We start from the raw sequence: 19,742 nt of genomic DNA on the forward strand, positions 1-19,742 counted from the left end.
CCTCACAGGTCGGGGCTGCTTCGCTCACTCCAGCCCACGTCCCTTGCCTGAGTCAACCAAGTCGAGGGTCCTTGTGCCGTCAGCTCAACGACTTCAGCGCGGACGCGTCGTACGGCGCAAGCTCGTCGAAGCGGCCGGCCAGCACCTTCGCGGCCCACTCGGGGTCCTGGAGCAGTGCCCGTCCGACGGCGACCATGTCGTACTCCTCGCGCTCCAGGGCGTCGAGCAGGTCGTCGATGCCCTTGACCGGGGAGCCCTCGCCCATGAAGCCGCGGATGAAGTCGCCGTCGAGGCCGACCGACCCGACGGTGATGGTGGTCCTGCCGGTGAGCTTCTTGGTCCAGCCGGCGAGGTTGAGGTCGGAGCCGTCGAACTCCGGGAGCCAGTACCGGCGGGTGGAGGCGTGGAAAGCGTCGACACCGGCCGCGGCGAGCGGGGCGAGGATCGCCTCCAGCTCCTCCGGGGTCTCGGCGAGCCGTGCCTTGTAGGCCTCCTGCTTCCACTGCGAGTACCGGAAGATGACCGGGAACTCGGGCGACACCGTCTCGCGTACGGCCGCCACGATCTCCGCCGCGAACTTCGTACGGGCGACGGGGTCGCCGCCGTAGGCGTCGGTGCGGCGGTTGGTGCCCGCCCACAGGAACTGGTCGAGGAGGTAGCCGTGGGCGCCGTGCAGTTCCACGCCGTCGAAGCCGATGCGCTCGGCGGCGGCCGCGGCCTCGGCGAACGCGCCGATGACGTCGTCCAGGTCGCGCTGGGTCATCGCCTTGCCGGCGGGCTCGTCGGTGCCGAGGCGGATGCCGGAGGGGCCGACGGCGGGGGCGTCGGCGTAGGGCGGCTGTCCCTGCTCACGCACCATGCCGATGTGCCACAGCTGCGGGACGATGGTGCCGCCCGCCGCGTGCACCTGCTCGGCGACCTTCGCCCAGCCCGCGAGCTGCTCCTCACCGTGGAACCGCGGGATGCTGTCGCTCTGCCCGGCCGACTCGTGGCCGACGTACGTGCCCTCGGTGACGATCAGACCGACTCCGGCGGCCGCGCGACGCGAGTAGTACGACGCCACGTCCGCGCCGGGGATGCCGCCCGGGGAGAAGGAACGGGTCATGGGCGCCATCACGATGCGGTTCGGGACGGTCAGGCCGTTGATGTGAACCGGACGGGAGAGGATGTCGGCGGCACGGGAGGTGGCGGGGGCGGTCACGTGTGGGTACTCCTCGGTATGTGCATACGCATGGACACTACTCAGGTGCCAACCGCGTCATCGGCCTCAGGATTTCCCGGCGCGCTGTGACACCGACCACGCAGGGTGTGGCCACGCATGAAAGAAGCCCGCCCCACGACCGTGGGACGGGCTTCCTGTCGAGCGCTGGGCAGGCCTTGCACCTGCATTTCCCCGCAGGAAGCGGGGCGTCTTTCCTTGGACCACCAACGCGTAGTCGGCCGACGGGAGTTCACGTCGGGCGGCTCGTGATCAAGCATAGCGCAGAAAAACCCGAAGGCGGCACACCCCGTTTCCGGGTGGTGCCGCCCTCGGCAAGGACGCGGATCAACCAGAGGTCGATCAGAAGTCCATGTCACCGCCCGGCATACCGCCACCGGCGGGCGCGGCGGCCTTCTCCGGCTTGTCGGCGATGACGGCCTCGGTGGTGAGGAAGAGCGCGGCGATGGAGGCGGCGTTCTGCAGGGCAGAGCGCGTGACCTTCGCCGGGTCGATGATGCCCTCGGCGATCATGTCGACGTACTCACCGGTCGCGGCGTTCAGGCCGTGGCCGACGGGCAGGTTGCGCACCTTCTCGACGATGACGCCACCCTCGAGACCACCGTTGACGGCGATCTGCTTGAGCGGGGCCTCCAGCGCGAGCTTCACGGCGTTGGCGCCGGTCTGCTCGTCACCCGAGAGGTCCAGCTTCTCGAAGACGCTGGAGGCCTGGAGGAGCGCCACGCCACCACCGGCGACGATGCCCTCCTCGACGGCCGCCTTGGCGTTGCGCACGGCGTCCTCGATGCGGTGCTTGCGCTCCTTGAGCTCGACCTCGGTCGCGGCACCGGCCTTGATGACGGCGACGCCACCGGCGAGCTTGGCCAGGCGCTCCTGGAGCTTCTCGCGGTCGTAGTCCGAGTCGCTGTTCTCGATCTCGGCGCGGATCTGGTTCACCCGGCCGTTGACCTGGTCCGAGGAACCGGCACCGTCGACGATGGTGGTCTCGTCCTTGGTGATGACGACCTTGCGGGCGCGGCCCAGGAGGTCCAGGGTCGCGTTCTCCAGCTTGAGGCCGACCTCCTCGGAGATGACCTCGCCGCCCGTGAGGATGGCGATGTCGCCGAGCATGGCCTTGCGGCGGTCACCGAAGCCCGGGGCCTTGACGGCGACGGACTTGAAGGTGCCACGGATCTTGTTGACGACCAGGGTCGACAGGGCCTCGCCCTCGACGTCCTCGGCGATGATCAGCAGCGGCTTGCCCGACTGCATGACCTTCTCCAGGAGCGGGAGCAGGTCCTTGACGGAGCCGATCTTGGAGTTGGCGATGAGGATGTAGGGGTCGTCGAGCGACGCCTCCATCCGCTCCATGTCGGTGGCGAAGTACGCCGAGATGTAGCCCTTGTCGAAGCGCATACCCTCGGTGAGCTCCAGCTCCAGACCGAAGGTCTGGGACTCCTCGACGGTGATGACGCCTTCCTTGCCGACCTTGTCCATCGCCTCGGCGATGAGCTCGCCGATCTGGGTGTCGGCGGCGGAGATGGAGGCCGTGGAGGCGATCTGCTCCTTGGTCTCGACATCCTTGGCCTGCTCGAGCAGGGCGGCGGAGACGGCCTCGACGGCCTTCTCGATACCGCGCTTGAGGGCCATGGGGTTGGCGCCGGCGGCTACGTTGCGCAGGCCCTCCTTGACCAGGGCCTGGGCGAGCACGGTCGCGGTGGTCGTACCGTCACCGGCGACGTCGTCCGTCTTCTTGGCGACTTCCTTGACCAGCTCGGCGCCGATCTTCTCGTACGGGTCCTCGAGCTCGATCTCCTTGGCGATGGAGACACCATCGTTGGTGATCGTGGGGGCGCCCCACTTCTTCTCGAGGACGACGTTGCGGCCCTTGGGGCCGAGCGTCACCTTCACGGCGTCCGCGAGCTGGTTCATGCCGCGCTCGAGGCCGCGCCGCGCCTCCTCGTCGAACGCGATGATCTTGGCCATGTGAAGTGGTCCCTCCAGGACTGGGGGTGATTCCTTCGGACCGCGCCCGCGCCCGCGACGGACGGCTCGCCGGCCTGTGGATCCTTGCCCCACATGGCCTGCGGGCCTCACCGACCCGGTCCATCTTTGTCACTCTCACCTTCAGAGTGCTAACGCCAATGATTAGCACTCGGCATGGTCGAGTGCAAGCGCCTCTCGCGTATCGAGCCCCCGGCCCACCCGCCAGAGGCCCGGTCAGCCCACGACCCGCGAGCCGCGCACGGCGGGCAGGGGATGGGGTGGGGGGTCTCCGCCCGCAGCAGCCGACGTCCGTCACGGGGCCCTGCTCAAGAGACCGAGCCGCCGGACCGAGGACGGACACCCCCACCCCGGCCCCGACCTACCGCAGGCGCTACACAACCCCCCACCGGGCCCGCAGCTGCGCCGCAGGCACCCAGGGGCGCGGGGAACTGCGCAAAAACGCCCGCCCCCACCGACCCCGCAGCCGCCCGACCGCCCAGCCGCCCAGCCGCCCAGCCGCCGCAGGCCAACGCATCAGGGGCGCGGGGAACTGCGCAAAAGGCCCGCCCCGACCGAACCCGCACAAGACAACGAACCCACACCCGCACAACCCCCCGCTCAACCGCCGGAGGCACATGCCGAAGGGCCCGTACCCATGACTCCCCATGGGGTACGAGCCCTCCGAAGAAGAACGAAGAACGACGCTGTTGTTACCCGGCGCGTGCTTCAGCCAGTCGCGAGACGAACCATGTCCGCCTGCGGCCCCTTCTGACCCTGCGAGATCTCGAACTCGACCCGCTGGCCCTCTTCAAGGGTGCGGTAGCCGTCCATCTGAATCGCGCTGTAGTGGACGAATACATCCGCACCACCGTCGACCGCGATGAAGCCGTACCCCTTCTCCGCGTTGAACCACTTGACGGTGCCCTGAGCCATGCCTAACTCCCCTATTACTGGCCCTTGCACGGACCCACACTTCATGGATCCGGGTCAGACCTCACCCCCCACATGGTTGGGGGCGTGCGCCGGAACGCGTCGACCGCGGCTGAATGTATCTGTCCAACTGCCGTCTGCAACAGGTCAATCGGACGAGAATTCTGGACGGAAGGGGTCCGGAATGTAGCGAGAATTCGCCTGAATTCGGGGCAAGTCGGGCCCCATAAAGGACACATAAGGCACATAAGACGCGCACACTTTGGCTACTTCTCATCGCCCGCGAAGCGAGAACTCATATGCGTGCGGCATGAAGAGAGCCGCAGCTTCCCCAACTGTACCGTGCTCAACCATAGAGAATTGCCCCCTCCGCTTCTCTCGCGGAGAGGGCAATCAGATGAACACTCGGTAATTACTGTTACCGAAGGTAATGACCAGTCATACGGTCACCCGCCGGCGACCGCCGGGATGATGGAGACGCCGGCGCCGTCGGGCGTCGCCGTCTCCAGCCCCTGCTCGAACCGCACATCGTCGTCGTTCACGTACACATTCACGAACCGCCGCAGCTTGCCCTGGTCGTCGAGAACACGCGCGGCGATACCCGTGTGGTTCTTCTCCAGATCGGCGATGACCTCGGCGAGGGTCCCACCCTCGGCCTGCACCTCGGCCTGCCCGCCGGTGTAGGTGCGCAGAATGGTGGGGATACGGACGGAAACGCTCATGTTCAAGACCTCCGGTCAGGTAAACGCACCCAGGGGCGCGGGGAACTGCGCGACCAGCCCCCGCAGGCCCGCAGACGAACAACGACCTCTTATGCGAGGCCGGCCTCGCGGAACGAATCAAGGTTGGGACGAATCGTCGCCGTCAGACCCGTACCCGCCACCGCGTCCAGCGTCTTCAGACCGTCCCCGGTGTTCAGCACAACGGTCGTCAGCGAGGGATCCAGCACGCCGTTCTCGATCAGCTTCTTCGTCACACCCACGGTCACCCCACCGGCGGTCTCCGCGAAGATCCCCTCACTCCGGGCGAGCAGCCGAATCGCGTCGACGACCTGCTCGTCGTTCACGTCCTCCACCGCACCGCCGGTACGACGCGCGATGTCCAGGACGTACGGCCCGTCCGCGGGGTTGCCGATGGCCAGCGACTTGGCGATGGTGTTCGGCTTCTGCGGCCGGACCACATCGTGCCCCGCCTTGTACGCGACGGAAACCGGGCTGCACCCCTCGGCCTGCGCGCCGAAGATCTTGTACGGCTTGTCCTCGACGAGCCCCAGCTTGATCAGCTCCTGGAGACCCTTGTCGATCTTCGTGAGCTGCGAGCCGGAGGCGATCGGCACGACCAGCTGGTCGGGGAGCCGCCAGCCCAGCTGCTCGCAGATCTCGTACGCCAGGGTCTTGGACCCCTCTGCGTAGTAAGGCCGCAGGTTGACGTTGACGAAGCCCCAGCCCTCGCCCGCCGGGTCGCCGATCAGCTCGGAGCAGAAGCGGTTCACGTCGTCGTAGTTGCCCTCGATGCCGACGAGCTCGCCGCCGTAGATCGCGGCCATGACGACCTTGCCCTGCTCCAGGTCGTGCGGGATGAACACGCAGGAACGGAAGCCGGCCCGGGCGGCGGCGGCACCCACGGCGCCGGCGAGGTTGCCGGTGGAGGAGCAGGAGAGGGTGGTGAAGTTGAAGGCGCGAGCGGCCTCGATGGCCTGCGCGACGACCCGGTCCTTGAAGGAGTGCGTCGGGTTGCCGGAGTCGTCCTTGATGTACAGGCCGCCGGTCACCCCGAGCTCACGGGCGAGGTTGTCGGCCTTGACGAGATGGGTCCAGCCAGGGTTGATGTTGGGCTTGTCCGCCACGTCCGCGGGGACGGGCAGCAGCGGGGCGTAACGCCAGATGTTCGCGGGACCCGCCTCGATCTGCTTGCGGAGCTCCTCGGTGTCGTAGGCCGAGAAGTCGTACGCGATCTCGAGCGGGCCGAAACACTCCTCGCAGGCGAAGACCGGGCCGAGCGGGACGCGGTGGCCGCATTCGCGGCAGCTCAGCGCCGCGGCGGGACCCAGATCGACGGAGTTCGTGGTGCTTGCAACAGTCTGCGCAGCCATGGAGGCGAGGCCCTTTCTCCTCATCTTCCTCACGACGCACTTCGCCGTGAGACGGATTTGGCACCTTCCCGAGTCGGGAGCCTCGCGGAGACGATCGTCATCGATCGCTACGAGAACCGACTGGAGGGTTGCCGGGGCTTCATCGGGCCGTATCCCTCTGCCCCTCTGGATGAGCGGTATGAAGTTGTGAACGGCGGGCCAACCTGGACATGCGATGGTCATCCGCGTTGTTCAAGACTGTAACCGACGACCAGGACAGTTGAGAGAGTCGTCCGAACCGCGAGATGGATCACCCGCAGATCACACGCAGAGGAGCCGCGCACTGTGCTGAACGAAGTCGAGCGCTGGCTGGCCACCCGTTCCTGGTCCGTGACCGATCGCCCGCTCCACCGGATCATGGCCGCGAAGCGGAACTCGGGTCAGACCGTCAGTGTCGTCCTGCCCGCGCTCAACGAGGAGGAGACGGTCGGTGACATCGTCGCCGTGATACGTCATGACCTCATGCAGCAGGTCCCGCTCGTCGACGAGATCGTCGTCGTCGACTCGGGATCGACCGACCGCACGTCCGAGGTCGCCGCCGCGGCCGGCGCGCGGGTCGTCCACCGTGACGACATCCTCCCGCGCATACCCGCCGTGCCCGGCAAGGGCGAGGTCCTGTGGCGCTCCCTGCTCGCCACCAGCGGGGACATCGTCTGCTTCATCGACGCCGACCTGAAGGAGTTCTCCTCGGACTTCGTCTCCGGCATCGTGGGCCCGCTGCTCACCGACCCCGGGGTCGACCTGGTCAAGGGCATGTACGACCGTCCCCTGGGCGGCGCCGCCGGACAGGGCGGCCGGGTCACCGAGCTCATGGCGCGCCCGCTGCTGAACATGCACTGGCCGCAGCTGGCCGGTTTCGTGCAGCCGCTGGGCGGCGAGTACGCGGCCCGGCGCTCGCTGCTGGAGCAGCTGCCGTTCCCCGTCGGCTACGGCGTTGAGCTGGGCATGCTGGTCGACGCCCTGCACCTGGTCGGCCTGGACGCGCTCGCCCAGGTCGACGTGGGGGTGCGCAAGCACCGCCACCAGGACGGGCAGGCCCTGGGCCGGATGTCCGCCGCGATCTACCGCACCGCCCAGCTGAGGCTGGCCCGCGGCCATCTGATCCGGCCCTCCCTCACCCAGTTCGAGCGGGGCCGGGACGGCTTCGAGCCGCGTACGTACTCCGTGGACACGGAGGAGCGGCCGCCGATGGTGGAGATCGCGGAGTACGCGGAGCGGAAGGTCGCGTGACGGTCCAGGTAACAGAACGGAGCGTTCCGTATACGTCCGCCCACTGGGCGCATCCGTACGTTTGAGCGTTTGGGGGCCGGGCTAGGTTGAGGCGTATGGCTTCCACGTCTTCCGTGCAGGGTGCTGCCCAGGTACTGGTCGCGTCCAATCGCGGCCCGGTCTCCTACGAGGTCCAGGAGGACGGTTCGCTGAAACCCAGACGGGGTGGCGGCGGACTGGTCTCGGGTCTGTCGGCGATCGGTCCGGAGGCGGGCGCGCTGTGGGTGTGCTCGGCGCTGTCCGACGGTGACCGCGAGGCGGTACGGCAGGGGGTCGGCGAGGACGGCGTCCGGATGCTCCCGATCCCGGCCGACGTGCACGCGGACGCGTACAACGGCATCGCGAACTCGGTCCTGTGGTTCGTCCACCACCTCCTCTACCAGACTCCCCTGGAGCCGTCCTTCGACGCGGAGTTCCGGCGGCAGTGGGCGTCGTACGAGACGTACAACCGCGCCTTCGCCGAGGCGCTCGCCGAGGAGGCGGCCGAGGGGGCGGCGGTCCTGGTGCAGGACTACCACCTGTGCCTGGTGCCGGGGATGCTCCGCGAGCTGCGCCCCGACCTGCGTATCGCCCACTTCTCGCACACGCCGTGGGCACCGGTGGACTACTTCCGGATGCTGCCGGACGACATCGCCTCGCAGCTGCTGCGCGGCATGCTGGGCGCCGACCGGCTCGGTTTCCTCACCCGCCGCTGGGCGGACGCCTTCACGGCCTGCTGCACGGAGTTCGCGGGCGGGCTCGGCGAAACGCGTATCGGCGTGCACGGGCTGGGCGCGGACGCCGATTTCCTGCGCACGCGCTCCCACGAGGCCGACGTCGAGGAGCGCATCGGCGCTCTCCGCGAGGAGATCGGCGAGGGCCGCAGGACGATCGTCCGGGTCGACCGCACCGAGCTGTCCAAGAACATCGTGCGGGGCCTGCACGCCTACCGGCGGCTGCTGGAGTCGCGGCCGGAGTGGCGGGAGCGGGTCGTGCACGTGGCGTTCGCGTACCCGTCGCGGCAGGACCTGGCGGTGTACCGGGACTACACGGCCGAGGTGCAGCGAGTGGCGGAGGAGATCAACGACGCGTTCGGCACGCCCGGCTGGACACCGGTCCTGCTGCACGTGGAGGACGACTTCGCGCGCTCCCTCGCCGCGTACCGGCTGGCCGACGTGGCGCTGGTCAACCCCATCCGGGACGGCATGAACCTGGTCGCGAAGGAGGTGCCGGTGGTCTCCGACGAGGGGTGCGCGCTGGTGCTGTCGCGGGAGGCCGGGGCGTACGAGGAGCTGGGCGAGGACGCGATCGTGGTGAACCCGTACGACGTGGAGCAGACGGCGGCGGCCCTGCACGAGGCCCTGACGCTGCCGCCCCACGAACGGGCCGAACGCGCGAAGCGGCTCGCCGCGGCGGCGACGGCGCTCCCGCCGGCGCAGTGGTTCCTGGACCAGCTGAACGCACTGAACGGGTGACCATGAGCCTTCCCACCCCCACCACCGCCGCCGGCCGGGACGGGCTGCGGGCGATTCTCGCGGAGCCGCGCCGCGCGGTGATCGGGCTCGACTTCGACGGGACGCTGGCGCCGATCGTGGCCGATCCGGAGCAGGCGCGGGCGCACCCCGAGGCGGTGGCCGTCCTGGCCGCCCTGGCGCCGAAGGTGGCCTCCGTCGCGGTGGTCACCGGCCGCCCGGCCGAGATCGCGGTCCGCTACGGCGGCTTCGCGGACGTACCCGGCCTGGAGCACCTGACGGTCCTGGGCCACTACGGCGCGGAGCGCTGGGACGCGGCGACGGGCCAGGTCACGGCGCCCGAGCCGCATCCGGGCGTGGCCGCGGTCCGGGCCGAGCTGCCGCGGCTCCTCGACGGAACCGGCGCCTGGATCGAGGAGAAGGGCGGCCGGGCGGTGGCCGTGCACACCCGACGGGCCCCGGACCCGCAGGCCGCCTTCGACGCCCTCCGCGCCCCGCTGACCGGTCTGGCCACCCGCCACGGCCTCATCGTCGAACCGGGCCGGCTGGTCCTGGAACTGCGCCCGCCGGGCATGGACAAGGGCGTGGCCCTGCGGACCCACGTCCGCGAACTGTCCGCCACGTCCGTCCTCTACGGCGGCGACGACCTGGGCGACCTGCCCGCCTTCTCCGCGGTCGACGACCTCCGCGCCACCGGTACCCCCGGCCTTCTGGTGTGCAGCGGCAGCGACGAGGTGACGGAGCTGCGCAAGCGGGCCGACCTGGTGGTGGACGGCCCGGCCGGCACGGTGAGCCTGCTGCGGGGCCTGGCCGAACACCTCGCCTGACCCTCAGCGCTCCGAACGCCGGGCCTGACGCACGCGCCGCAGCCGGTTCACCGTCACCGGGTCGAAGGCCAGCGCGCGTGCGTCGTCCAGCAGGGCGTTGAGCAACTGGTAGTAGCGGACCGGGGCCAGGCCCAGTTCCTCGCGTATCGCCCGCTCCTTCGCGCCGGGCCCCGCGAAGGAGCGGCGCTCCAGCGCGAGGATGTCCCGCTCACGACGGTCGAGTTCCGCATGCTCCATGCCCGGAACCGTAACGCCCGCCACCGACAGCGACTACTCGGCGTTCCGCGCGGTCAGCTGCAACGCGCGCAGCACCTCGGTGGGGTCCCCGCCGGAACTGACCGCGGAGCCGATCCGCTGCTTCACGGCCGCGCTGACGGAGGCCCAGGACGTCTTGCCCACCGGGGGCAGCTCCGCGCTGGGCAGCGCGTCGAGGAAGGGCTTGAGGTCGGCGTCCCGGGAGTCACTGCTCATGACCTCGGACGCGGAGTTCGTCACGGGCAGCAGGTCGTACTCCCGGGAGAACGCGAGGACGTTCTTCTCGCTGTAGACGAAGTCGAGGAAGTCGCCGACCTGCTCGGCGTGCCCGTTCTGCCTGAAGGCCATCATCCAGTCGGCGACCCCCATGGAGTTCCTGGTCGGCCCGTCGACGCCGGGCATGGGGACCATCCCGAACTTCACCCCCTTGTCGGCGGCGATCTTCATCAGCGAGGGGTGCCCGTTGAGCATCCCGACGTCCCCGGCGGCGAACGCCGAGAACGCTGCGGCCCGGTTCAGGTTCTCGGGCGCGACGGGACCGGTCAGGCCCTTGCCGACGAGGTCGTTCTTGAGCCAGCTCAGCGTGGCGACGTTCTCGGTGGAGTCGATGCCGTACGTGCCGACGTCGTCGACGTATCCGCCGCCTCCGCTCAGCAGCCACTGCATGGTCTCGGCCTGCGCCTCCTCAGGACCGAGCGGCAGCGCGTACGGGTACTTCACCCCGTCCGCCTCGAGTGCCGCGGCGTCGGCGGCCAGCTGCTTCCACGTCGTCGGCGGGGTGAGCCCGGCGTCGGCGAAGAGGGTCTTGTTGTAGAAGAGCAGCCGGGTCGACGCGGCGAACGGCATCCCGTACTGCATCCCGTCGATCCGCCCCGCGGAGCCGAGCTGCGCGACGAAGTCGGCCTGTTCCCGGATCCCGATCAGCTCGTCGGCCTTGTACAGCAGCCCCTTGTCCGCGTAGTCGGCGTACGCGCCGATCTGCGCCATGTCGGGCGCCTTCCCGGCGTCGACCAGCTCCTTGACCTTGCGGTCGACGTCGGTCCACGAGTACACGCTGACGTCGACCTTCACGCCGGAGTGGTCGGCCTCGTACTCCTTGACGAGCTTGTCCCAGTACTTCTGGGAGCTGTCGGCCGAACTGTCTCCGTAGTCGGCGGCGACCAGCTTCAGAGTCACCTCGTCCGACCCACCGCCGCCCAGCCCGCAGCCACCCAGGACTGCCGTCATACCCAGTGCGGACACCGCCGCGATCATTCCCGTCCTACGCCGCCGCACCGACAACCGCCTCAAACTCACGTTCGAAATCTTTCGAAAAGTCATACATATCTCAGAACTAAGGTCTACACCACGTGAGTGGACTAGACCTCTTGCGGGTCCAAGGGCCACACTGTCCCCGTGAGACATGTCATCGCCCTCGACGTGGGCGGCACCGGGATGAAGGCGGCCTTGGTCGGCGCGGGCGGCGCACTCCTGCACCGGGCCCGCCGGGCGACCGGCCGCGAGCGCGGACCGGAGGCGGTCGTCGACGGCATCCTCGACTTCGCCGCCGAACTGCGCGCGTACGGCACCGAGCACCTCGGCGCCCCCGCGGCCGCGGCCGGTGTCGCCGTTCCCGGCATCGTCGACGAGGACCGGGGCATCGCCGCCTACGCCGCCAACCTGGGCTGGCGGGACGTCCCCCTGCGCGAACGACTGGCCGAGCGTCTCGGCGGCATCCCGGTCGCCCTCGGCCACGACGTCCGCACCGGGGGCCTCGCCGAGGGCCGCATCGGAGCCGGCCGGGGCGCCGACCGCTTCCTCTTCGTCGCCCTGGGCACCGGCATCGCCGGCGCGATCGGCATCACGGGGCGGGTGGAGGCGGGCGCGCACGGCTTCGCGGGCGAGATCGGCCACATCGTCGTACGCCCGGACGGCCTGCCCTGCCCCTGCGGCCAGCGGGGCTGCCTGGAGCGGTACGCCTCCGCGGCGGCCGTCAGCGAGGCCTGGGCCGCGGCCACCGGAAACCCGGAGGCGGACGCGGCGGACTGCGCGAAGGCGGTCGAGGCCGAGGACCCGAAGGCCCGGGAGATCTGGCAGCACGCCGTGGCAGCCCTGGCCGACGGCCTGGTCACCGGCCTCACCCTCCTGGACCCCCGCACCCTGATCATCGGTGGCGGCCTGGCGGAGGCGGGGGAAACCTTGTTCACACCGCTGAGGGAGGCGGTCCAGCGGCGGATCACGTTCCAGAAACCGCCGAGCATCGTCCCGGCGGCCCTGGGCGACACGGCGGGGTGCCTCGGTGCCGGGCTACTGGCCTGGGACCTCCTGAAGAAGACCGACGGTATGGAGGTAACGCCCTGATGGCAGCCCACCCGGGGGCGCGGGACAGCGCTGAATTTGCGGCTACCGCCGCGCGGGCGCGACCAGCCACGACGAACCCGCACCCCGCAACCGGCACGTCGCCCCTCGTCCTGTCCGGCGCAACGGTCGTCCTGCCCACCGGAGCCGTCAATCACGGCCGGGTGATCGTCGACGGCACCCGAATCATCGGCGCCGCCCCGGAGAACGCCCAGGTCATCGACGTAACCGGCCATTGGCTGGTCCCAGGTTTCGTCGACCTCCACAACCACGGCGGCGGCGGAGCCTCCTTCACCTCAGGCACGATCGAAGACGTACTCAAGGGCATCGCCACGCACCACAGCCACGGCACCACCACCCTCGTCGCCTCCACCGTCACCGGCGACATGGACTTCCTCGCCCAGCGAGCCGGTCTCCTCTCCGAACTCGCCGAGCAGGGCGACATCGCCGGCATCCACTTCGAGGGCCCGTTCATCTCCCCCTGCCGCAAGGGCGCGCACGCGGAGAACCTGCTGCGCGACCCCGACCCGGCGGAGGTCCGCAAGCTGGTCGACGCGGCTCGCGGACAGGCGAAGATGGTCACGCTCGCCACCGAACTCCCCGGCGGCATCGACTCGGTACGGCTCCTCGCCGAACACGGGGTCATCGCGGCGGTCGGCCACACGGACGCGACCTACGAGCAGACCGTCGAGGCCATCGAGGCGGGCGCCACCGTGGCGACCCACCTCTTCAACGCGATGCCTCCCCTCGGCCACCGCACCCCCGGTCCCATCACCGCGCTCCTGGAGGACGAGCGGATCACGGTCGAGCTGATCGACGACGGCACGCACCTCCACCCGGCCGCACTGCAACTCGCGTTCCACCACGCGGGTCCGAAGAGGGTCGCCTTCATCACGGACGCCATGGACGCGGCGGGCTTCGGCGACGGGCGTTACATGCTCGGCCCCCTGGAGGTGGAGGTCAGCGAGGGAGTAGCCCGGCTGGTGGAAGGCGGTTCGATCGCGGGCTCGACGCTCACCCTGGACCGCGCCTTCAAGCGGGCGGTGACCGTCGACCGGCTGCCGGTCGAGGACGTGGTCGCGGCGATCTCCGCCAACCCGGCCCGGCTCCTTGGCATGTCCGACCGGATCGGCTCGCTGGAGCCGGGCAAGGACGCCGACCTGGTCCTCCTGGACCATCAATTCGACCTCAAGGGCGTCATGCGCCGGGGTGAATGGGTGGTCGATCCCCAACTGGGGTGATCTGTCCCGCTGTTGGGGCCGGGATCGTCCTGGGAGACTGGAGGGGCACATTTTCGTCTTTCGGGGGAGGTCGGCCCGGGTGATCCTCACGGTCACGCTGAACACCGCTCTCGACATCACCTATCGCGTACGGTCACTGCGCCCGCACACCAGCCACCGGGTCACCGAGGTCACCGAACGCCCCGGCGGCAAGGGGCTGAACGTGGCCCGGGTGCTGGCCGCGCTCGGCCACGAGGTGACGGTCACCGGGTTCACCGGCGGCGCCACCGGCCGCACGGTCCAGGACCGGCTCACCGCCGTACCGGGCCTGGTGGACGCGCTCGTCCCGGTCGGCGGGCCGACCCGGCGCACGATCGCCGTGGCGGACGAGCAGTCCGGCGACACCACCCAGCTCAACGAACCCGGCCCGACGGTGACGTCCGCGGAGTGGTCCGCCTTCCAGGAGTCGTACGAGGATCTCGTCCCGTCCGCCGCGGCGGTGGCCCTGTGCGGGAGTCTGCCGCCGGGGGTGCCGGTGGGGGCGTACGCGGGCCTGATCCGCACGGCGAAGGCGGCCGGGGTCCCGGTGCTCCTGGACACCAGCGGAGAGGCACTGCGCCGAGGGATCGCCGCCCGCCCCGACATCGTCAAGCCGAACGCCGACGAGCTGTCCGAACTGACCGGCTCCCACGAGCCCTTGCGCGCGACCCAGGACGCGCGGCGCCGGGGCGCCCTGGCCGTCGTCGCCTCCCTGGGCAAGGAGGGCCTCCTCGCCGCGACCCCGGAGGGCCGCTGGCGCGCCGCCCCGCCCACCGCGGTCCACGGCAACCCGACGGGCGCCGGCGACTCCGTGGCGGCGGCCCTGCTGTCGGGCCTGGTCGAAGAACTCCCCTGGCCGGCCCGCCTGACCCGCGCGATCGCCCTCTCGGCGGCGACCGTACGGTCCCCGGTGGCGGGCGAGTTCGACCGAATGGCCTACGAGGACCTGTTGGACCGGGTCACCGTGACCCAGGAGGCCAGTGCCGCGTAGGGCCGGCCGACTACGACTTCACCCAGCCGTTCACCAGCCACAGCTGGTCGATGAGAGCGTCGCACTGGTTGCCCTGCTCACAGGACACCTTGATCGTGTTCGTGCCCTTGCTGAGCTGGATGTAGTTGTAGGTCTGCGTCCAGCCCTTCTCGTAGTCGCCCTCTTTCGCGTGCGCGTAGTTGTCCATGCCGACCGGAGTGGTGGAGGCCGTGCCGTTGACCGTGAGGGTGGCGGTGGCGTCCTTGCCGGGAACGCTGTAGCCCGTGTACAGGGAGTACTTGCCGCTCTTGGGGATGCCGTTGACGGTCCAGGTGACCGAGGATCCGACCTGATTGAAGCCGCTCACGTAGATGCCGCCATCCGCCTTGGCCCCCTTGACGTCGGAGGTCAGCGCGGCGGAGCCGCCCAGAGCCAGCGCCTTGGCGTCGGTCTTCGGCAGCTCCTTGACGTCCGCCTCGCCGCTGCTCGACGGACTCGGCTCCGAGCTCTGCGACGTGCTCGGGGTTGCCGACGCCTCGCTGCCGCTGTCGTTGTCCTTGTCGCCGCCCGCCATCGCGATGGCGATGCCGATGACCACCGCGGCGACCACCGCGATCGCGCCGATCAGCAGACCCTTGGTGTTGGGGCCACCGGACCGGCCGCCACCGCTGTGGCCCGGCATGGGCTGCTGGCTGGTGGGGGCCCCGCCCGGGAGGGTCTCGGGGGCCTGGTAGTGGGCGCTGGGCCGGCCGTAGCCGGTCTGGGCCTGCTGCTGCGGGACTTGGCCGTACGGGCCGTTCGGCGCGGCCGGTGCCTGCTGCTGGCCGTACTGCCGCTGGCCGACCGAGCGCGTCCGGTTGACGGAGTTCGGGTAGCCGTAGCCGTAGCCGCCGCCTGACGGCGGCTGGGCGCCGTTGGCCTGGCCGTCGGCGTAGAGGTAGCCGAACGGGTCTTCGTCCTCGGGCGTGCTTGCGCCGTTGTTGCCGGACGTCATCCCTTGGTACTCCTCAACAGGTGCGGATCGGATGCGATACGTGGAGTCAGAATGGCGAGCCTACCCGCTCCTGATGGCCCAAACGGGTGACTCGGATCGCATCAGCTCGCTGACCTGGGGCTCAGCCCGCGCGTCTGTGTTGTTTGGGACGAGATCGTTTCTCGACGTACATCCGCTCGTCGGCCGACTTCAGCACTTCGTCCGCGGTCATGCCGCAGTGCGCCCAGCCGATACCGAAGCTGGCACCGACCCGCACGGCCCGTCCCTCGGCGCGGATCGGCTGGATGATCTCGTTGCGCAGGCGTACCGCGAGGTCGGCCGCGTCGGCCTTGCCGAGCCCGTCGGCGAGGATCACGAACTCGTCGCCGCCGAGCCGCGCCACGGTGTCGCCGTCGCGGACGCACTGGGACAGCCGCCGGGCGACCTCGATGAGCACCGCGTCGCCCGCGTTGTGCCCGAACCGGTCGTTGATCGACTTGAAGCCGTCGAGGTCGCAGAAGAGCACCGCGAGCCCCTTGGAGCCGTCGTCGCGCTCCCCCTCGGGGGCGACGGTGTGCACATGGTGGTCGAAGGCGTCGAACGCCGCGGCGCCGCCCTGCCGGAAGTCGAAGCCGTGGCCGTCCGCGTCGAAGGCCGGGTGGCCGAAGGCCGCGTCGACGGACTCCAGGGCGCCGGTGTGGGTGGGGCGCTGGCAGAGCCGGGAGGACAGCCGCGAGCGCAGCTCGGCGGAGTTCGGCAGGCCGGTCAGCGAGTCGTGGGAGGCGCGGTGGGCGAGCTGGAGCTCGCGGCGCTTGCGCTCCTCGATGTCCTCGACGTGGGTGAGCAGGAAGCGCGGGCCGTCGGCCGCGTCGGCGACGACGGAGTTGCGCAGGGAGACCCAGACGTACGTGCCGTCCCGGCGCCCGAGGCGCAGCTCGGCCCGGCCGCCCTCCGCCGAGGTCCGCAGCAGGGTGCCTATGTCCTCCGGGTGGACCAGGTCGGAGAAGGAGTAGCGGCGCATCGCGGAGGCGGGGCGGCCGAGGAGTCGGCACAGGGCGTCGTTGGTGCGCAGGATCCGGCCGTGCTGGTCGCCGCCCATCTCGGCGATGGCCATGCCCGAGGGGGCGTACTCGAAGGCCTGCCGAAAGCTCTCTTCACTGGCTCTGAGGGCCTGCTGTTCCCTTTCGAGCCTCACCAGCGCGCGCTGCATGTTCGATCGCAGGCGTGCGTTGCTGATCGCGATGGCGGCCTGGAACGCGTACATCTGGAGCGCCTCGCGGCCCCATGCGCCCGGCCTGCGGCCGTTGCGCGGCCGGTCCACGGAGAGCACGCCGATCAGCTCGCCGCACTGACCGCCCTGCACGCCCGGCGTGTACATGGGCGCGAACAGCCGGTCGGAGGGGTGCCACTCGTCCTCGAAGCGGGGCGCGGGCCCGTCGGTGTACCACTGCGGGACGTCGTCGTCGTCGAGGACCCAGCCCTCGGTGTGCGGTATGAAGACCAGGTCACCCCAGGTCTCCCCCATGCCCAGCCGGCGCTCCCAGGACTCGCGGGAGCCCACCCGGCCGGTGATCAGCGCCTCGGCGGCCTGGTTCCCGGAGAAGGCGGCGACCACGAGGTCGCCGTCGGGGCGCACGAGATTGACGCACGCCAGTTCGTAGCCGAGTGCGGTGACCACGCCGTTCGCGACGGTCTGCAGTGTGTCGGCCAGGCTGCGGGCCGTGTTCATGTCGGCCATGACCTGGTGCAGCTGTCGCAGGGACGCAAGACGGACGTACGGCTCCGACTCGCTCTCCATTGCTTGCCCTCCCCCCGAGACCTCGCAGCGAATCAAGGGTCATCTGTCCAGCCACTGAATCACAGCGCGCTGCCCGCTCGGTACACAGGGTCAACAATTGGTATCTCTTGTGACTCAAGTCACAGCGAAAGATGAGCAATTGAACGGTGTTTCTGCGTTTTTCCTGTGTGCTTACTGAGCACAAACTTCGGGTGTTTGCGCACGCTGTGCGCATCTCCGCCGGTAGACCTAGGTCCGGCCTCGGACGAAGGCCCGATGCGGCGCGCCCGGAGCGGACATTAGCGTTTCCGGCGTGCCGAACACTCTCCCCACCACCGCGCCGATGATCCCTCCGCCCGCTTCCGGGCATGCTGTGGGGGTGAGCAACGACGAGTTCCGGGCCGCCATGTCCCGGCTGGCCGCGGGCGTGGTCCTGGTGACCGCGTTCGAGCCCCCGCTCGACGCCGAGGGACCGGGGGGCGAGGACGTCGGCATGACGGCCACGGCGTTCCTGTCCGTCTCCCTGGAGCCGCCTCTGGTGCTGGTCAGCCTGCGTACGGGCTCCCGCATGGACGACCTGCTCGACGAGCAGCCGCTGTGGGCGGTGTCCGTCCTGTCGGAGAGCCAGCGGCACATCGCCGGCCGCTTCGCCATGAAGGGCCGCATCAGCGACCGGCTGCTGTTCGAGGACATCCCGTACGTCCGCGGCTCCGCGACCGGCGCCGCTCTGGTGGGCGGCGCCCTCGCCACCCTGGAGTGCCGCACCGAGCAGCGCGTCGAGGCCGGCGACCACATCCTGGTGATCGGCCGCGTCCTGACGGCCGACGTACCCAGTGCGGACGGCGGGCCACTCACGTATTTCCGCGGCCGGTACCGGCAGTTGGGATGAATTCGGTGGCCGCGCGCCACTGACTCGTCCTAAGGTCCCCCGATGACATTCGCACCGCGCCTCGAAGAGGTCACACCCGGGAATTTCGAAACCGCGACGGGCATACGCGTCCGCCCCGAGCAGGAATTCGCGGTCTCCCCGGTCATGCAGTCCCTCGCCGAGGCCTATGTGCATCCCGCGGGCGTCGCCTGGCCCCGTCTGATCGTCGACGGCGACCGCACGGTCGGGTTCCTCATGGCCTTCCTCGACATCGACTGGCGCGCCCCCGGCGGCACCGTGCGCCGCTCCGGCCTGTGGCGGCTGAACATCGCGGCCGATGCCCAGGGCAGGGGCTACGGCCGTTTCGCCGTCGAGTCCGTAGCCGCGGAGCTGCGCCGCCGGGGCACGAAGGAGTTGTACGTCACCTGGCACGAGGGTCCGGACGGCCCGGCGGAGTTCTACCTGAAGCTCGGCTTCCGCCGCACCGGGGAGCTGAGCGAGGGAGAGACGGTGGGAGTCCTGGACCTCGCCTAGAGCAGGGTGACGTCCGCCTGTGCCGCCCGCGCCGGGTCCGTGGTGATGTCGATCACGGCGATCCGGTCGTGTACGAACGTGAACGCGAGCGTCCGCTCCACCCGGCCGTCCCGCAGCAGCACGATGCCGGTGCGGCCCTCGACGAGAGCCGGTACGGCGACACCGGCGATGTGCCGCGAGTAACTCGCCGCCCCCTTGGCCACCGCGAGGGCCCCCGTCGTCACGCCGACCTCCGTGCGCACCACGACATCCGGGTCGAGGACGTCCAGCAGCCCGTCGAAGTCGCCGTCGCGCGCGGCGGCGAGGAAGGCGTCGACCAGTTCACGCCGGCGGGCGGTGGTGACGGCATCGGTGTCCTCGTTCCGCGTGCCCCGCACCCGGCGCCTGGCCCTGCTGGCGAGCTGGCGGGTGGCCGCCGGGGACTTGCCGATGACGTCGGCGATCTCCTCGAACGGGACGGCGAAGAGGTCGTGCAGGACGAAGGCGAGCCGTTCGGCGGGGGTGAGGGTGTCGAGTACGACGAGGAGGGCGCTGCCGACCAAGTCGGCGAGCAGGGCGTCCTGCTCGGGACCGGGGACGGTGACCGGGACCGGCGCCTCGGACTCCAGGGGCTGTTCGGCACGGGACCTGCGGGAGCGGAGCATGTCGAGGCAGACCCGCCCGACGACCGTCGTCAGCCAGCCTCCGAGGTTGTCGACGTGTGCGGTGTCCGACCGGCTCATCCGCACCCACGCCTCCTGGACAGCGTCCTCGGCCTCGGCGACCGACCCAAGCATCCGCTGCGCCACCGCCCGCAACCGCCCCCGGTGCGCCTCGAACCGCTCGGCCAGGAAGTCGTCGTCACGCATGGGTCACCGCTCTCGTCGTCGTCCGCCGTCGATGAGTTGACGGATGAGACGGGGAGAATGTGACGCGCCCTATAGGGGCGCGGGGCTGTATCAATGTGCGGCTCCGCCGCGCGGGCGCGACCAGCCACG

18 protein-coding genes and 1 riboswitch are annotated in these 19,742 nt (G+C 70.1%); of the genes, 8 read left to right on the top strand and 10 right to left on the bottom strand.

Annotated features, from left to right (window positions below; all coding sequences use genetic code 11):
• Nucleotides 1–79: 79 nt before the first annotated feature.
• The 5 genes from ABZT06_RS23690 to thrC form a co-directional block, all read right to left on the bottom strand.
• The gene (locus ABZT06_RS23690; RefSeq protein WP_355744178.1) at nt 80–1,201 is read right to left on the bottom strand and encodes an NADH:flavin oxidoreductase; all 1,122 of its coding nucleotides are present in this window, start codon (nt 1,199–1,201) and stop codon (nt 80–82) included.
• Between the two features lie 360 nt (nt 1,202–1,561).
• Nucleotides 1,562–3,184, bottom strand: coding sequence for a chaperonin GroEL (gene groL, locus ABZT06_RS23695; RefSeq protein ID WP_355744181.1), 1,623 nt, complete (start codon nt 3,182–3,184; stop codon nt 1,562–1,564).
• A gap of 726 nt (nt 3,185–3,910) precedes the next feature.
• A complete protein-coding gene (locus ABZT06_RS23700) occupies nt 3,911–4,117 on the bottom strand; it encodes a cold-shock protein (RefSeq protein WP_007382895.1) in 207 nt (68 codons plus the stop codon).
• A gap of 443 nt (nt 4,118–4,560) precedes the next feature.
• On the bottom strand, nt 4,561–4,836 hold the full coding sequence (locus ABZT06_RS23705; protein WP_123990075.1) for a MoaD/ThiS family protein: 276 nt from the start codon (nt 4,834–4,836) through the stop codon (nt 4,561–4,563).
• An 89-nt stretch (nt 4,837–4,925) separates the two neighbouring features.
• On the bottom strand, nt 4,926–6,206 hold the full coding sequence (gene thrC, locus ABZT06_RS23710; protein WP_355744186.1) for a threonine synthase: 1,281 nt from the start codon (nt 6,204–6,206) through the stop codon (nt 4,926–4,928).
• 17 nt (nt 6,207–6,223) lie between these two features.
• Nucleotides 6,224–6,382: riboswitch (SAM riboswitch) on the bottom strand.
• 148 nt (nt 6,383–6,530) lie between these two features.
• On the opposite strand from thrC, the gene ABZT06_RS23715 reads away from it, so the two are divergent.
• The 3 genes from ABZT06_RS23715 (at nt 6,531) to otsB (ending at nt 9,792) form a co-directional block, all read left to right on the top strand.
• The gene (locus ABZT06_RS23715) at nt 6,531–7,475 is read left to right on the top strand and encodes a glucosyl-3-phosphoglycerate synthase (RefSeq protein WP_355744189.1); all 945 of its coding nucleotides are present in this window, start codon (nt 6,531–6,533) and stop codon (nt 7,473–7,475) included.
• Nucleotides 7,476–7,570: 95 nt separating this feature from the next.
• Nucleotides 7,571–8,968 carry a trehalose-6-phosphate synthase gene (locus ABZT06_RS23720; protein ID WP_355744192.1) on the top strand — a complete coding sequence of 466 codons (1,398 nt, stop codon included), beginning with the start codon at nt 7,571–7,573 and terminating at the stop codon, nt 8,966–8,968.
• A 2-nt stretch (nt 8,969–8,970) separates the two neighbouring features.
• Nucleotides 8,971–9,792 (top strand): trehalose-phosphatase, encoded by an 822-nt coding sequence (otsB, locus tag ABZT06_RS23725; RefSeq protein ID WP_355744195.1) that lies wholly within the window; start codon nt 8,971–8,973, stop codon nt 9,790–9,792.
• Nucleotides 9,793–9,795: 3 nt separating this feature from the next.
• On the opposite strand, the gene ABZT06_RS23730 is transcribed toward otsB, so the two are convergent.
• Both ABZT06_RS23730 and ABZT06_RS23735 read right to left on the bottom strand, forming a co-directional pair.
• Entirely contained in the window at nt 9,796–10,029 is a 234-nt protein-coding gene (locus ABZT06_RS23730; protein WP_355744198.1) for a DUF3263 domain-containing protein, read from the bottom strand.
• A 33-nt stretch (nt 10,030–10,062) separates the two neighbouring features.
• Nucleotides 10,063–11,301 (bottom strand): extracellular solute-binding protein, encoded by a 1,239-nt coding sequence (locus ABZT06_RS23735; protein WP_355744201.1) that lies wholly within the window; start codon nt 11,299–11,301, stop codon nt 10,063–10,065.
• 141 nt (nt 11,302–11,442) lie between these two features.
• Between ABZT06_RS23735 and ABZT06_RS23740 the strand changes: the two genes are divergently transcribed.
• From ABZT06_RS23740 to ABZT06_RS23750, 3 genes are all read left to right on the top strand, one after another.
• Nucleotides 11,443–12,387: an ROK family protein gene (locus tag ABZT06_RS23740; RefSeq protein ID WP_355744204.1), complete on the top strand. Its 945-nt coding sequence runs from the start codon at nt 11,443–11,445 to the stop codon at nt 12,385–12,387.
• Nucleotides 12,387–13,625 carry an N-acetylglucosamine-6-phosphate deacetylase gene (nagA, locus tag ABZT06_RS23745; RefSeq protein ID WP_355744207.1) on the top strand — a complete coding sequence of 413 codons (1,239 nt, stop codon included), beginning with the start codon at nt 12,387–12,389 and terminating at the stop codon, nt 13,623–13,625. The genes ABZT06_RS23740 and nagA overlap by 1 nt, the downstream gene beginning before the upstream one ends.
• A gap of 79 nt (nt 13,626–13,704) precedes the next feature.
• Nucleotides 13,705–14,634, top strand: a complete 930-nt coding sequence (locus ABZT06_RS23750; RefSeq protein WP_355744210.1) for a 1-phosphofructokinase family hexose kinase — start codon at nt 13,705–13,707, stop codon at nt 14,632–14,634.
• A gap of 10 nt (nt 14,635–14,644) precedes the next feature.
• Here ABZT06_RS23750 and ABZT06_RS23755 read toward each other — a convergent pair whose 3' ends face one another.
• Together ABZT06_RS23755 and cdgB are read right to left on the bottom strand one after the other, a co-directional pair.
• Nucleotides 14,645–15,607 carry a CBM35 domain-containing protein gene (locus ABZT06_RS23755; protein WP_355744212.1) on the bottom strand — a complete coding sequence of 321 codons (963 nt, stop codon included), beginning with the start codon at nt 15,605–15,607 and terminating at the stop codon, nt 14,645–14,647.
• 121 nt (nt 15,608–15,728) lie between these two features.
• On the bottom strand, nt 15,729–17,384 hold the full coding sequence (cdgB, locus tag ABZT06_RS23760; protein WP_355744215.1) for a diguanylate cyclase CdgB: 1,656 nt from the start codon (nt 17,382–17,384) through the stop codon (nt 15,729–15,731).
• 322 nt (nt 17,385–17,706) lie between these two features.
• Here cdgB and ABZT06_RS23765 point away from each other — a divergent pair, with 322 nt between their 5' ends.
• Both ABZT06_RS23765 and ABZT06_RS23770 read left to right on the top strand, forming a co-directional pair.
• Nucleotides 17,707–18,252: a flavin reductase family protein gene (locus ABZT06_RS23765; RefSeq protein WP_355744644.1), complete on the top strand. Its 546-nt coding sequence runs from the start codon at nt 17,707–17,709 to the stop codon at nt 18,250–18,252.
• Between the two features lie 42 nt (nt 18,253–18,294).
• Entirely contained in the window at nt 18,295–18,765 is a 471-nt protein-coding gene (locus ABZT06_RS23770) for a GNAT family N-acetyltransferase (RefSeq protein ID WP_355744218.1), read from the top strand.
• Here ABZT06_RS23770 and ABZT06_RS23775 read toward each other — a convergent pair.
• Complete coding sequence (locus ABZT06_RS23775) at nt 18,762–19,613, bottom strand: sigma-70 family RNA polymerase sigma factor (protein WP_355744221.1); 852 nt, start codon at nt 19,611–19,613, stop codon at nt 18,762–18,764. The genes ABZT06_RS23770 and ABZT06_RS23775 overlap by 4 nt on opposite strands.
• Between the last annotated feature and the right edge of the window lie 129 nt (nt 19,614–19,742).

It is taken from the genome of Streptomyces sp. NPDC005483, from assembly GCF_040606035.1.
Taxonomy (GTDB): domain Bacteria; phylum Actinomycetota; class Actinomycetes; order Streptomycetales; family Streptomycetaceae; genus Streptomyces.

Excerpts from the sequence above, each read along its gene's own strand:
- ABZT06_RS23700 (WP_007382895.1), bottom strand. The coding sequence starts at position 4,117 with ATGGCTCAGGGCACCGTCAAGTGGTTCAACGCGGAGAAGGGGTACGGC.
- cdgB (WP_355744215.1), bottom strand. The coding sequence starts at position 17,384 with ATGGAGAGCGAGTCGGAGCCGTACGTCCGTCTTGCGTCCCTGCGACAG.
- ABZT06_RS23730 (WP_355744198.1), bottom strand. The coding sequence starts at position 10,029 with ATGGAGCATGCGGAACTCGACCGTCGTGAGCGGGACATCCTCGCGCTG.
- ABZT06_RS23755 (WP_355744212.1), bottom strand. The coding sequence starts at position 15,607 with ATGACGTCCGGCAACAACGGCGCAAGCACGCCCGAGGACGAAGACCCG.
- ABZT06_RS23765 (WP_355744644.1), top strand. The coding sequence starts at position 17,707 with ATGATCCCTCCGCCCGCTTCCGGGCATGCTGTGGGGGTGAGCAACGAC.
- ABZT06_RS23705 (WP_123990075.1), bottom strand. The coding sequence starts at position 4,836 with ATGAGCGTTTCCGTCCGTATCCCCACCATTCTGCGCACCTACACCGGC.
- ABZT06_RS23720 (WP_355744192.1), top strand. The coding sequence starts at position 7,571 with ATGGCTTCCACGTCTTCCGTGCAGGGTGCTGCCCAGGTACTGGTCGCG.
- groL (WP_355744181.1), bottom strand. The coding sequence starts at position 3,184 with ATGGCCAAGATCATCGCGTTCGACGAGGAGGCGCGGCGCGGCCTCGAG.
- ABZT06_RS23735 (WP_355744201.1), bottom strand. The coding sequence starts at position 11,301 with ATGATCGCGGCGGTGTCCGCACTGGGTATGACGGCAGTCCTGGGTGGC.
- ABZT06_RS23775 (WP_355744221.1), bottom strand. The coding sequence starts at position 19,613 with ATGCGTGACGACGACTTCCTGGCCGAGCGGTTCGAGGCGCACCGGGGG.
- thrC (WP_355744186.1), bottom strand. The coding sequence starts at position 6,206 with ATGGCTGCGCAGACTGTTGCAAGCACCACGAACTCCGTCGATCTGGGT.
- ABZT06_RS23770 (WP_355744218.1), top strand. The coding sequence starts at position 18,295 with ATGACATTCGCACCGCGCCTCGAAGAGGTCACACCCGGGAATTTCGAA.
- nagA (WP_355744207.1), top strand. The coding sequence starts at position 12,387 with ATGGCAGCCCACCCGGGGGCGCGGGACAGCGCTGAATTTGCGGCTACC.
- otsB (WP_355744195.1), top strand. The coding sequence starts at position 8,971 with ATGAGCCTTCCCACCCCCACCACCGCCGCCGGCCGGGACGGGCTGCGG.